Below are 13,337 nucleotides of genomic sequence, written 5' to 3' on the forward strand. Positions count from 1 at the left end.
CCCAGGCCATGCTTTCCGGTACTGCCCAACCCCGGCTTGCGGGGCTCTACCGTTATCCCGTCAAGTCCACCGCCGGGCAGGCGCTCGAGCGCGCCCGGGTCACCGAAGAGGGGCTGGTCGGCGATCGGCGCTACATGCTCGCCAAACCCGACGGCACCTTCATTACCGCACGCAGTCACCCCCGGCTGCAGCGCGTCGTGGCGCTGCCGTTCGAGGGTGGACTGGCGCTGAGCGCACCGGGTCTGGGCGCGCTGGAGGCGCGCGAGGCGGATTTCTCGGCGGCCTCGTTCGCGACCGGCGTGTGGGGCGACGACTTCGCCGCGCTGACCACCACCGAGCGTCTCGACGACTGGTTTGGCGCCGTGCTCGACGAGCCCGTGCGCTTGTTATGGTTGGGGCGGCGCTCGCCGCGTTATCGTAGCGCGATAGCGCGCCGGGTGAGCTTCGCCGACGGCTATCCGCTGATGCTGATCTCGCAGGCCTCGCTGGACGATCTGAACACGCGCATGGCCACTGAACAGCGCATGGCTCAGTTTCGCCCCAACCTGGTCGTCGAGGGCACCGAACCGTATGCCGAGGACGGCTGGAAGCGCATCCGCATCGGGGAGCTGGAGTTTGCCGTCGACAAGCCCTGCTCGCGCTGCAAGATGATTACCGTCGACCCGGCGAGTGGTGAGTTCATGCCGCGCGGCGAGCCGCTGCGCACGCTGGCCGGGTATCGGCGCGGTGCGCAGGGCAAGATCTACTTCGGCCAGAACCTGATCGCGCTGAACGAGGGCGAACTAACGCTCGATGCCCCGCTGGAAGTGCTGGAGACCCAACCAGTGACGCGCTGACGGCTTTCGCGACCCACCGGGCAAGCAAACAGGACGTGGCATGCCCTCATAGATGAAGCACGTGCTTCGATGAGAGGTTTTAACCATGCGCCACTTTCTGTCACTGACGATGTTCAAACTGCTGCTGGCGATGCCGACGATGCTCTGGGCGGACGCACAACTACCCCTTCCCGAGGGACAGGTGATTCTCAGCGTGACCGGCAAGCTGAGCCATACCAATGTCGGCGAAGCCGCGCACTTCGACGCCGAGATGCTCAAGGCGCTGGGAATGCATACGGTGGCGACGCACACTCCCTGGACCGAAGGTGTCTCGCAGTTCTCGGGGCCGCTGGGGCGCGATCTGCTCGAGGCGGTGGGGGCGAGCGGCGATACGCTGATCATCAAGGCGCTCAACGACTACGTCGCCGAGATTCCGGTCAGCGACTTCATCGCCCATGACGTCATCCTGGCGATCATGCGCAACGGCGAGCGCCTGACGGTGCGCGACTTCGGACCGATCTTCATACTCTATCCGTTCGACGAGGACCCCGCACTGCAGACCGAGAAGATCCGCTTTCGCAGCGTCTGGCAGGTCGCCAGCATCGAGATCCAATGACCGACGTGCATCCGTCGAGGCGAGGACAATAGCGTGCGCTATCCATTACGGCTCAAGTGGGCCACGGCGGCGGCCGTGTTCTTTTTCATCGCCGCGCTGGTGGTCGTCAGCCTGATCTTCTGGGGGCAGGGCAGCCTGGTTCCGACGATCGGCAGCGACGCCGCCTGGGTCGCCTACAAGCTCGATCGCGAAGCCATCGAACTGCGCAGCCAGCTATTGCGTAGCGAGCATGGCCCGCCGCAGGCACTCGACGAGCTGCAACTGAGTTTCGACCTGCTGTACAGCCGCACTAATCTGCTTCGCGACGGCCAGATCGCCGAGTTGATTCGCTCGATTCCGACGGTGCAGGGACTGATCGAGCCGATTCTCGATCAGGTCGAGGCGCTCGACGAAGACATTCGAAGCCTGAACAGCCTCGATGCCGCGGCCGTCGAGCGCTTGCAGGCGCGCTTCCAGTCGCTCGGCAATAGCACCCAGCGGCTGGTGATGGCGATCAACGAGCACTTCGCCCAGACCAAGACCGCGGCGCGCGAGACCATGTTTCAGCTGTACACGGCGCTGCTCGCGCTGATCGTGCTGATGAGCCTGGCGACCGTCAGCGTGGTGCGCTTGTTGTTCCAGGAGGCGCGCGCCAACGACGCCTCCCGCCGAACCCTGGAGGTGCTCAGCCGTGAACTCGAGGTCACCGCGCATCGCGCCGAATCGGCGAGCCGCGCGAAGTCGGACTTCCTGGCGGTGGTCAGCCACGAGATACGCACTCCGCTGAACGGCGTGATCGGCATGAGCGCGCTGCTGATGGAGCGTCAGCGCGACGCCCAGTCGCGACACTATGCGCTGACCATCCACGAGAGCGCCGAGATCCTGCTCAGCCTGATCAACGATATCCTCGACTTCTCCAAGATCGAGGCCGGACGGCTCGATCTCGAGGTCGAGGCCTTCGATCTTGAACGCTGCATCGACAGCGTCGTGCAGTTGCTCGCACCGCGTGTGGAAGGCCTGCCGGTGAAACTCGAGTGGCGCATCGAGCCGGGCGTGGCCGCCCAGCTGATTGGCGATCCCGGCCGGCTGCGCCAGGTATTGCTCAACCTGTTGTCCAATGCGCTCAAATTCACCACGGTCGGCGAGGTCGTGCTGTCGGTCGCCGCGGGCGAGGCGGGGCAGGTGCGCTTCACGGTCAGCGATACCGGTTGCGGCATTCCCGAGTCGCGCCAGCCGACGCTGTTCGAGCCATTCCGCCAGGGCGATGCCTCCACGGCGCGTCACTACGGCGGCACCGGGCTGGGCCTGGCGATCTGCAAGCGCCTGGTCAATGCGATGGGCGGGACCATCGGTTTCGTCAGCCAGCAGGATCAGGGCAGTCGTTTCTGGTTCGAGGTACCGCTTTCGCGCGCCGAGGGGGTGGTCGTGCAGGCGCCGTCGCAGATTCCCTTCCCGACGCTCGGCGAGACGCCGTTCCACGGTCGCGTACTGGTCGTCGAGGACAACGCCGTCAACCGGCGGGTGGCGATCGCGCTGCTCGAACGCTTCGGGCTCACGATCGATGTCGCCGAGAATGGCCGGTTGGCCGTGTCCCGGGCGCTGGCCGGCGACTACGACCTGATCTTCATGGACATGCAGATGCCCGAGCTCGACGGTATCGAGGCCACCCGCGCTATTCGCGCGGCGGGTGGCGCCCTGGCCGAGGTGCCGATCGTGGCGATGACCGCCGGGGTACTCGATGGCGCGCGCGAGCGGGCCATCGCGGCCGGCATGACCGATTACCTGACCAAGCCGATCCTGCCCGGCCAGCTCGAGCGGATGCTGAGTCGCTTCCTGGCGGGGACGCCGGCAACGCGGCAGCAACAGGCCACCACCGCCACCGGGCCCAGCGGCTCCGACGAGGCGCTGATCGACTCAGGGGTGCTCGCCGAGATCGAAAGCGCCCTGGGGGCGAAGATGATCGACGAGCTGGTGCAGCTCTACCGGCAGCAGGTGCCCGAGCGGCTGGCCGAGCTCGATGCGGAGGTGGGCGGCGACGGCGTGGCGCTGGCCGAACAGGCGCATCGGCTCAAGGGCGAGTCGAGCGGGCTGGGGCTCAATCGGGTGGCGACGCTGGCGACGGCGCTCGAGCGCGATGCGATCCACCTCGACGTCGCCGGTCGGCGCCTGCGGGTGACGGCGATCGAGGCGGCGCTGGACGACACGCTCGAGGCGCTGGAGCGCCTGGACGCGACCACCTGACCCTTAAAAGGCTGCCTCAGCGAAAGCACGTATCGCGCCCGTCGCTGCCCAACTGGCTCATCTCGCTGGGCCGGCCTTCGGCGTCGAAGCGCACGTAACCGATTCCCGCGCCGTTCCATAGCCGTTCGCCGGCCTTGGCGCGATCGGGTGTCAGCGGCTGGACGCGCATTCGCCGGCGTTTGGTGAACCAGTTGAGGGGCGACCAGGGCGCGTACAGCCAGCGATTGAGGCGATCGAACCAGTCGAGCAGGGTATCGGGAAAGGTGTTCTTGATGCCGCTGCTGGTGACCTGCCAGATGTCCGGGCCCTGCTGGCGGGCGCGGATGCGCACCCGATAGACGAACGAGTAGTGCACGTCGCCGGAGAGGATCGTGTAGTGCCTCGGGGTGCGGGTATGCCGGAAGATATTGAGAATCACGCTCGCCGCGCCGCGATGCGCCATCCAATTCTCGGCATCCACCAGCAGCGGTTTGCCGAACAGCGTGAACAGCCGCTGAACCCCCTCGATCAGCTTGACGCCGAACAGCGGCGCCGGCGACACCACGATGACCGCGGATTCGTCGAGCAGGTCCTGCTGGAAGTCGGTCAAGGCCTCCCAATCCATCAGCCCCGACGGGCGCTGTCGGGCGCGTTCGCTGCGCCAGCGCCGGGTACGGGTGTCGAGTACCACCAGCTTGGGCTGGCTGCCCAGCGTGTAGCCCCAGTCGCCCAGATGCAGCAGTTCGCCGATCAATGCGTCCTGGCGAGTAGCCGGCAGGCGTTCGTCGGCGACCCGGTCGAACAGGTCGGCGAGCGAATCGAGCGGCGTCGCCAGGCGATCCGGATCGTTGCCCCAGCCTTGGCAAAGCAGGTAGGCGAGCAGCGCGTTGCCGATGATGCGGCGCGAGAAGGGGTTGCCGTAGGCGGTTTCCTCCCAGGCGGCGGTCAGGTTCCAGTCGTCGGTGATGTCGTGATCGTCGAAGATCATCAGCGTCGGCAACTGGGCCATGACCCGGGAGACCGCCGGCAACTCCGCGGCGAAAGCGTCGATGATCTTGGCTTCGTCGGCGTAGCGCGCGGCGTCTTCGTCGCCCAGCGCCGGCGTGACCGGGGCGATCAGCCGCCAGGCAACCGGCGAGAACACCAGCAGGTACATGGCCAGGACTTCGGCGAAGGTGATCAGGTGGTTGGCGGCGCTGGCGGTGGTGAAGATGGGCTTTTTCACGCCGCCGAAGAAGCGCTCGCGCAGCGCCTCGTTGGACTCGAACTCGGGCAGCAGCCGCTCGCGGTGATAGTAGGTTTCGGTGGCGGCGTACAGCGCCTCGCTGTCGGCCACCACCGCGCCTTCGAGGGTCTCGCCAAACAGCCCCAGCCGGGCGATCAGCGCATGGATCGCCACCAGCATCGGCCCGGCGACATCGTCGGCGTAGATCTGGTCCCCGCTCAACATCAACAGCGCGGGGCGCGCTTCGGCCTGCTCCTGGCGCGGCGCCAGCCAGGCATCGGCACGCGCCAGGCCGTCCTCGCCGGGATGATGCGGACGGCGGCAGGAGCCGTGCAGGAGCGCATCGATACGCGACTTGATGACGAACGCCGGACGCCGCTGGCCGGGATAGAGCAGGTGCGGCGCCCAGTCGGCGATGCCCGCGCCGTCGCAATCCCCGCCGCGATCGTTGATATGCAGGTCGTAACCGATCAGCGCATCGCTGGGCAGCGGGGCTTCCAGGCTGATGTCGATCAACTGGATCACGAGGTGTCGGCCCACTCTGAGTTGCCGGCAGCGTGCCGCGTCGAGGGCGATCTCGATCGGCCGGTCGTCGGGCGGATGGAGCGTCAGGGTGAGATCCAGCTTGCGGCTGGCGGCCAACCACAGCACCACGCGGCGTGGCTCCAGCCGGCGCAACAGCGGGCCGGCCAGCACCTCGGGCAATGCGTCGAGGGTAGCGGGGGGTGGCGCGGGGCGGTCGTCCATGCGGGCGTGGCATCGTTGGCGGTGGTGGTGCCAGCTTACCGGCCCGCGCGGTTACTGGCCACGCCCACCCGCCGCACTAGTGTTGCGTTTCGGGATAGGCCTGCTCGGCGAGGCAGGCGCGCACTTCCGCGTCCTCGGTCTGGTCGAAGCGCCGATACCACTGGCCGACGGCGTTGAACGGCTCCGGCGTGGCCAGACAGAGGGTCTCGTCGGCCTCGCTGCGCAACGACGCCAGCGAATCGGCGGGCGCCACCGGGACCGCCAGGATACAGCGCTCGGCACCCAGCTTGCGGACCGCGCGAAGGGCTGCGCGCATCGTCGAGCCGGTGGCGATGCCGTCATCGACCAGAATCACATCGCGCCCGGCGAGGGACGGGTACGGACGCTCGCCGCGAAAGCGCGCTTCGCGGCGCCTGAGTTCGCCGCGCTCGCGGTCGATGACGCGCTGCAAGGCGTGAGCGTCGATCGCCAGGCGCCTGATTAGTTGTTCGTCGAGCACGCTGACGTCGCCGCTGGCCAGCGCGCCCATGGCGAACTCCTCATGTCCCGGCACCCCCAGCTTGCGCACGATCAGCACCTCGAGTGGGGCCTTGAGGGCTAGCGCGATGCGGGCCGCCACCGGAACGCCGCCCCGCGGCAGGCCGACGATTAGCGGGTTGCGATACGCCCGCTGCAGCAGGCGCGCGGCGAGCCGTTCCCCGGCATCGCGGCGGTCATGAAAGGGCAGCTCGGTGCGGTCGTCTTGAAAGGGAAGGTCGGTCATGCTGCCTCCGTTAACCAGCGTGGTGGCCATGCCTGTAGCGTGGCTGCCGGTCGCCGATCTGGCCAGCGAAGCGCCCCCGGCAAGCGCCGCAAAGCCCGGGCTAGGCGCGCCGATAGCGCAGCGAACGCTCGACCGTGTCGATGCCGGGCACGTAGTCGCCGCGCGTGGCGGCGATCGCCCGGGCCAGCGTCAGCTCGGCGATCCGCGCATGGTCCTGCGGCAACGAGTTGACCGGCTGTGGCAGGAAGTCGAGCAGCCGGTCGTCGCCGAATGTGGCCAGACGCAGCGATGCCGACAGGCCGCCATTGGCGAGCAGCACGTCGAGCGCGCCGTCGAGCAGGGTATAGGAGGCGGTGACCAGAGCATCCGGCAGGCCGTCCTCGTCGATGAGCCGCTGCATCAACAACGCGCCGTCGGCCCGATCGTAACGCTCGCCGGTACGGATTTGTGCCTCGCAAGAATGCCCCGCCAGAGCGCGCTGAAAGCCCTGGCGACGTTCGCGGGTGATCGACAGCGCCTCGACGGCGTCGAACAGAACGATGCGGCGCACCCGATCGTCGAGCAGCGAGCGGGTCAGCGCTTCGGCGCCGGTCACGTTGTGACTGAGGATGCACACGAAGTGCGACGGATCGAGGGCGCGATCCACGGCGATCACCGGCAGGCCGCCGGCCATCAGCTCGCGATAGAAGGGCTCGTCGGGGGCCAGACTGGTCGCCACGATCAGTGCCTGACAGCGCTGGGCGCGCAGTGCCAGGGCCAGATCGCGCTCGGTGTCGGCATCGTCGTCGGAGCCGGCGATCAGCAGTTGATAGCCCTGCTCTCGGGCGCCGCGCTCGAGGCGCTTGGCGAGCCGCGCGTAGCTGGCGTTCTCCAGATCGGGGATGATCAGCCCCAGGGTGCGGCTCTGGCCACGGCGCAGGGCGGCGGCCTGGGCGTCGACCCGGTACTGGTGACGCTCGACCATCGCCATCACCCGCTCGACCGTCTCACGGCTGATGCGGCGCTCCTCGGCCTTGCCGTTGATCACGTAACTGGCGGTGGTGCGCGACACGCCGGCGAGCCGGGCTATTTCAGCGAGAGTCATTGGCCTTCCTGTCGATCATTGATGGCACCGGCGAAGTCGTTGCGGCGACACGTACGTCATGAGGCCCATTTTACGGGTCGCGGCGGCGAGCTTATCCCCTGCGAAGGTCGTAGAGCGATCCGCTTGATAATTCAAGTGGATCGTTTCAGCATAGCGCTATCTTCAAGGTGACACGATTCAGCTTATAGTGACAAGCATCGCTGAACTGGCCTGTCGCTACCCACATCGCGAGGAGGCTTTCGCATGTTGACGCTCACCCAGCAGGACGTGCTGCTCGGCTGCCGGGCCGCGGACTGGCGCGACGCCCTGGACCAGGCCGCGGCGGCGCTGGTCGATGCCGGGCGCGCCACGCCCGAGTACCGCAACGGCCTGCACGCTCGCGAGGCCCAGTCGTCGACCTATCTGGGCAATGCCATAGCCATTCCCCACGGCACGCCCGAGAGTCGCGATCAAGTCCGCGCGACCGGGGTGCGCGTGCTGCAATTCCCCGAAGGGGTCGACTGGCACGACGGCAACCGCGTGCATGTACTGGTGACCATCGCCGCGCAGAGCGACGAGCACCTCGACATCCTGCGCGCGCTGACCCACGTTCTCGATCGCGAAGGGGTCGCCGAACGCCTCGCCGATGCCGCGAACCCGGCCGAGGTGATCGGTGAGCTGTCCAGAGCGCCGGTGATCGCGCGCCTCGACGCCGATACCCTGTGCCTGGGTTTCCCGGCCAGGGATCGCTTCGAGCTGGCGCTGGCCGGCGCCGCGCGGCTGCGCCAGGCCGGCTGCGTGGGGGCCGACTTCGTCGCCGCGATCGCCGCCCAGGAGCCGGTCTCGCTGGGGCAGGGGCTGTGGCTGGCCAGCACTGTCGTCGGCGTGGAAACCCCGGCCTTGTCGCTGGCGACCCCCGAATCGGCATTCGTCGGCCCCAAGGGCGCGGTCAATGGCGTGTTCTGCCTTGCCGCCCAGGGTGACGCCCATCTAGGGCTGCTCGAACGCCTCGCCGAGCTGCTCGATGCCAATCAGGGCGAGACGCTGGGCGATGCCGATGCGGCGACCGTGCTGGCGCGCCTGGCCGGGGAAAGCGCAACGGCCGAAACCGTGCGCGTCCGGCTGCTCAACGCCCACGGCCTGCACGCCCGTCCGGCCAAGCAGTTGGTCCAGGTGGCGCGCGAGCAGGGCCTGCCGGTCAAGGTGCGTGTGCTCGAAGGCAGCGCCGAGACGGTCTCGGCGGCGAGCCTGACCAAGGTCATCGGGCTGGGCGCGCGGCGCGGCCAGACGCTGGTGTTTTCCGCCGAGGGCGCGGGCGCGGCGCAGGCCGTGCAGGCGATGGCCGAGGCGGTGCGCGGCGGGCTCGGCGAGCAGGTCGTGGCCTTCGACGAGCGCCACGATGTTGATGCCGCGCCACAGGCCACGATGCCGGAGGCGTCCGTGCTCGAGCCGTTGCCGGAAGATACGCCGCACCAGGCGGTGCCGGCGGCGCCGGGAATGGCGGTGGCGCCGGTGTTCGTGATGCGTCTGCCACGCTTCGACTATCCCGAGCGGGCGCGCGATCTCGACAGCGCGCGCGGCGGCGACCCGCAGGCCCAGAAGGCGCGTCTCGCGCGTGCCCGGGGCGAGGCCGCCGAGCAGCTTGAGGCGCTGATCCGGCGCGCCCAGGGCGGCGAGGTCGCCGAGATCCTGTCGATGCACGAGGAGATGCTCGAGGATCCCGAACTGCGCGAGGCCGCCCACGAGGGCATCGACGAGGGCTTGTCCGCCGAGGCGGCCTGGTGGCGCGCCGTGGATACCGCAGCGCGCGCCCAGGAAGTGCTCGCCGACCGGCTGCTCGCCGAACGCGCCGCCGATCTGCGCGACGTCGGCCGTCGGGTGCTGGGCCTGCTGTGCGGCGTCGAGATGCCGACGCCGCCGGAGACGCCCTACATCCTGGTTATGGAGGACGTCGGGCCCTCCGACGTAGCGCGGCTCGATACCGCCAAGGTGCGTGGCCTGCTGACCGCGCGCGGCGGGGCGACCTCGCACAGCGCGATCCTCGCCCGTGCGCTGGGCATCGCCGCGGTGGTCGGCGCCGGCGAGCGGGTGATGACGCTGGAGAACGGCAGCGAGCTGATCCTCGACGGCGAGCGCGGGCGGATCGTCCCCGCGCCCTCGGCGCAGCGTCGCGACCGGGCGGAGCTGCGCATGAAGGAGCGTGAAATCCGCGAGCGCGAGGCCTACGCCGCGCGCTTTGAGCCGGGTCGCACCCGGGACGGCCATCGCGTCGAGGTCGCCGCCAACCTCGGCAACACCGCGCATGCAGTGGATGCCGTCGAGTACGGCGCCGAGGGCGTCGGCCTGCTGCGCACCGAGTTCGTGTTCATGGCCCACGCCGAGGCGCCGGACCTTGACACCCAGATCGGCGAGTACCGCCAGGCCTTCGACGCGCTGGCCGGTCGCCCGCTGGTGGCGCGCACGCTGGACGTCGGCGGCGACAAGCCGCTGCCGTACTGGCCGCTGCCCCAGGAGGACAACCCGTTCCTCGGCCTGCGCGGCATCCGCCTGGCGCTGACCCGTCCCGAGATCCTCGAGACCCAGCTGCGCGCGCTGCTCACCGCGGCCGGCGAACGGCCGCTGCGGATCATGCTGCCGATGGTCAAGGATGTCGCCGAGTTCCGCGCCGCCAAGGCGATCGTCGATCGCCTGCAGACCGAGATCAAGGCGCCGGACGTGCAGCTCGGGGTGATGATCGAGATCCCTTCGAGCGCGCTGCTGGCGCCGAGCCTGGCCGAGGAGGTCGATTTCTTCTCGATCGGCACCAACGACCTGACCCAGTACACCCTGGCGATCGATCGCGGCCATCCGGCGCTTTCCGTGCAGTCCGACGGCCTGCATCCGGCGGTGCTGCGGCTGATCCAGATGACCGTCGAAGCCGCCCATGCCAAGGGCAAGTGGGTCGGCGTGTGCGGCGAGCTGGCCTCCGATCCCCAGGCGGTGCCGGTGCTGGTCGGGCTGGGCGTCGACGAACTGTCGGTGTCGCTGCGTCAGGTGCCGATGGTCAAGGCGCGGTTGCGCGAGCTGACCCTCGATGGTGCCCGCCACCACGCCACGATCGCGCTGACCCAGGCCACCAGCGACGCGGTGCGCGAAGCGCTGGAGGTGCTGTGATGGCGCGGGTTCTCACGGTCAGTCTCAACCCCGCGCTGGATCTGGCGATTCGCCTGCCGAAGCTGACGCCGGGGATGGTCAATCGCACCGATTCGACGCATCTCGAGGCGGCCGGCAAGGGCGTCAACGTCGCCCGCGTACTGGTCGCGCTGGGTCATCGGGTGGTGGTCTCGGGGTTTCTCGGCACGGCCAACGACGGCGCCTTCGTGCGCACCTTCGCCGAACTGGGGGTCGAGGACGCCTTCCACCGGGTGCCCGGCGAGACGCGCATCAACGCCAAGCTCGCCGAGCACGACGGACGTATTACCGACATCAACGGCCCCGGCCTGGCGGTCGGCGGCGGCGATTTCGCGGCCTTGTGCGAAGCACTCGACGCCCGCGCCGAGGATGCCACGCGGCGCCCCGATGCGGTGGTGATTGCCGGCAGCCTGCCGCCGGGCATCGGTCCCGAGGACCTCGCCGGGCTGATCGCCCGCCTGCGCGGCCACGGCTTGCCGGTGTGGGTCGATACCAGCGGCCCGGCGCTGGCCGCCGCGATCGCCGCCGGCCCCAGCGCGGTCAAGCCCAACGAGCAGGAGCTCGCCGAGTGGGCGGGCGAAGCGCTGGACACCCCGCAGGCACGGCTGCGCGCCGCGCGTGCGCTGCACCGCGCGGGCATTGCCGAGGCGCTGATCTCGGCCGGCGAGGCCGGCGTGTTGTGGTTCAGCCGGCGCGGCGCCTGGCTGGCCACGCCGCCGAGAATGAACGTGGCGAGCACCGTGGGCGCCGGCGACACGCTACTCGCCGGGATGCTGCACGGCGTACTCGCCGGGTTGCCCGCCGAGGACGCCTTGCGCCTGGCCACGGCACTGTCCGCCGAGTCGGTCCGTCACGTCGGCGTGGGCGATCCCGATGTCGCCGACTTCGCCGATCTCCAACAACACACTCGCGTGCGCCGGCTCGACGATGACGGCAGCGACGCACAGGGAGCCCCCGCATGAACGTGATTCTGATTACCGCCTGCCCGAGTGGCATGGCGACCACCTTCCTCGCCGCCCGGCGGCTCGAGCAGGCGGCCAAACAGCACGGCTGGCGCGCAACGGTCGAGATGCACGGCGAACTGGAGCCGACCCGGCCGGTCGATCAGAAGGCGATCGATGCCGCCGAGCTGGTGATCGTCGCCGCCGACCACATACCCGGGCCGCAGCGCTTCGCCGGCAAGCGGCTCTTTCATGCATCGATCAGCCAGGCGTTGCCGGACCCGCGCGACTTTCTTGAGCGTGCCGAGCGCGAGGCCGGTGAGTTCCACTTCTCGGCCGGCGACGCCAGCGGTGCCTCCGAGGCTGTCGCCACGGGTGGCCAAAAGAACATCGTCGCGGTGACCGCCTGTCCGACCGGGGTGGCGCATACCTTCATGGCCGCCGAGTCGCTGGCCGAGGCCGGACGCGCCCAGGGGCATCGGATTCGCGTCGAGACCCAGGGCTCGGTGGGCGCCCAGAACGCGCTGAGCGAGGAGGAGATCCGCGAGGCCGACGTGGTGATCCTGGCCTGCGACATCGAGGTCGATCCGACCCGCTTCGCCGGCAAGCCGATCTGGCGTACCTCGACCGGCAATGCGCTGAAGAAGCCCAAGCAGACCATCGGCGCGGCGTTGGCCGGCGCCGAAGTCGAGAGTGCCGAGAACGCGGCGGGCGGCGCCGACGCCGCGCGCAAGAAGAGCGTCAAGGAAAAGGGCGTCTACAAGCATCTGCTGACCGGCGTGTCGTTCATGTTGCCGATGGTGGTCGCCGGCGGCCTGCTGATCGCGCTGTCGTTCGTGTTCGGCATCAAGGCCTACGAGGACGAGGGCAGTCTGGCCGCCGCGCTGATGAAGATCGGCGGCGGCAGCGCCTTCAAGTTGATGATCCCGGTGCTCGCCGGCTACATCGCCTACTCGATCGCCGACCGGCCGGGGATCGCCCCGGGAATGATCGGCGGCTGGCTGGCCGCGGACATCGGCTCGGGCTTCATCGGCGGGATCATCGCCGGCTTTCTGGCCGGTTACGTCGCCAAGGCGGTGGTCAAGTACTTCAAGCTGCCGGCGAGCGTCGAGTCGCTCAAGCCGATCCTGATCATCCCGCTGATCGCCAGTCTGGTGACCGGGCTGGTGATGATCTACGTGGTCGGCGAACCGGTCGCGGCGATCCTCGCGGGGCTGACCGGCTTTCTCGAGAACATGGGCTCGACCAACGCCGTGCTGCTGGGCCTGCTGCTCGGCGCGATGATGTGCTTCGACATGGGCGGGCCGGTCAACAAGGCCGCCTATACCTTCGGCGTGGGACTGCTGGCCTCGGAGACGTACGCGCCGATGGCGGCGATCATGGCCGCCGGCATGGTCCCGGCGATCGGCATGGGCGTCGCCAGTTTCGTGGCGCGCAACAAGTTCGCCGTCGCCGAGCGCGAGGCCGGCAAGGCCTCGTTCGTGCTGGGGCTGTGTTTCATCACCGAAGGTGCGATCCCGTTCGCCGCCAAGGATCCGCTGCGGGTGATCCCGGCATGCATGGTCGGCGGCGCGGTGACCGGTGGGCTGTCGATGCTGTTCGGCGCCAAGCTGATGGCGCCGCACGGCGGAGTCTTCGTGCTGCTGATCCCCAACGCCATCTCGCCGGCGCTGCTCTATCTGCTGGCGATCGTGGTCGGCTCGCTGATTACCGGGTTGAGCTACGCGATGCTCAAGCGCGGCAGCGAAGAGAGTGCGATCGGCGTGACCGGTTAATGGCCGCTGCAGGCCATCGGAG

At 68.9% G+C, this 13,337-nt stretch carries 9 protein-coding genes; 6 read left to right on the plus strand and 3 right to left on the minus strand.

Annotation, left to right across the window (positions count from 1 at the left end):
• Positions 1-8: 8 nt before the first annotated feature.
• The 3 genes from R6258_RS13160 (at position 9) to R6258_RS13170 (ending at position 3,651) form a co-directional block, all read left to right on the plus strand.
• On the plus strand, positions 9-836 hold the full coding sequence (locus R6258_RS13160) for an MOSC domain-containing protein (RefSeq protein ID WP_318450992.1): 828 nt from the start codon (positions 9-11) through the stop codon (positions 834-836).
• 85 nt (positions 837-921) lie between these two features.
• Positions 922-1,431 (plus strand): molybdopterin-dependent oxidoreductase, encoded by a 510-nt coding sequence (locus R6258_RS13165; protein ID WP_318450994.1) that lies wholly within the window; start codon positions 922-924, stop codon positions 1,429-1,431.
• A gap of 33 nt (positions 1,432-1,464) precedes the next feature.
• On the plus strand, positions 1,465-3,651 hold the full coding sequence (locus R6258_RS13170) for an ATP-binding protein (protein WP_318450996.1): 2,187 nt from the start codon (positions 1,465-1,467) through the stop codon (positions 3,649-3,651).
• Between the two features lie 16 nt (positions 3,652-3,667).
• Here the strand turns inward: R6258_RS13170 and R6258_RS13175 are convergent, their stop codons facing one another.
• From R6258_RS13175 to cra, 3 genes are all read right to left on the minus strand, one after another.
• Positions 3,668-5,602 (minus strand): alkaline phosphatase D family protein, encoded by a 1,935-nt coding sequence (locus R6258_RS13175; protein ID WP_318450998.1) that lies wholly within the window; start codon positions 5,600-5,602, stop codon positions 3,668-3,670.
• 76 nt (positions 5,603-5,678) lie between these two features.
• On the minus strand, positions 5,679-6,365 hold the full coding sequence (locus R6258_RS13180; protein WP_318451000.1) for a phosphoribosyltransferase: 687 nt from the start codon (positions 6,363-6,365) through the stop codon (positions 5,679-5,681).
• A 100-nt stretch (positions 6,366-6,465) separates the two neighbouring features.
• Positions 6,466-7,449: a catabolite repressor/activator gene (cra, locus tag R6258_RS13185; RefSeq protein WP_318451002.1), complete on the minus strand. Its 984-nt coding sequence runs from the start codon at positions 7,447-7,449 to the stop codon at positions 6,466-6,468.
• Between the two features lie 243 nt (positions 7,450-7,692).
• Between cra and ptsP the strand changes: the two genes are divergently transcribed.
• Genes ptsP through R6258_RS13200 form a run of 3 tightly spaced genes read left to right on the plus strand, consistent with a single transcriptional unit; the run spans position 7,693 to position 13,315 of the window.
• Positions 7,693-10,581, plus strand: a complete 2,889-nt coding sequence (ptsP, locus tag R6258_RS13190) for a phosphoenolpyruvate--protein phosphotransferase (RefSeq protein ID WP_318451004.1) — start codon at positions 7,693-7,695, stop codon at positions 10,579-10,581.
• Positions 10,581-11,561 carry a 1-phosphofructokinase gene (gene pfkB, locus R6258_RS13195; protein WP_318451006.1) on the plus strand — a complete coding sequence of 327 codons (981 nt, stop codon included), beginning with the start codon at positions 10,581-10,583 and terminating at the stop codon, positions 11,559-11,561. The genes ptsP and pfkB overlap by 1 nt, the downstream gene beginning before the upstream one ends.
• Complete coding sequence (locus R6258_RS13200) at positions 11,558-13,315, plus strand: PTS fructose-like transporter subunit IIB (RefSeq protein ID WP_318451008.1); 1,758 nt, start codon at positions 11,558-11,560, stop codon at positions 13,313-13,315. The genes pfkB and R6258_RS13200 overlap by 4 nt, the downstream gene beginning before the upstream one ends.
• Positions 13,316-13,337 lie beyond the last annotated feature (22 nt).

Source organism: Halomonas sp. HP20-15, from assembly GCF_033446685.1.
In the GTDB taxonomy this organism is placed as follows: Bacteria; Pseudomonadota; Gammaproteobacteria; order Pseudomonadales; family Halomonadaceae; genus Modicisalibacter.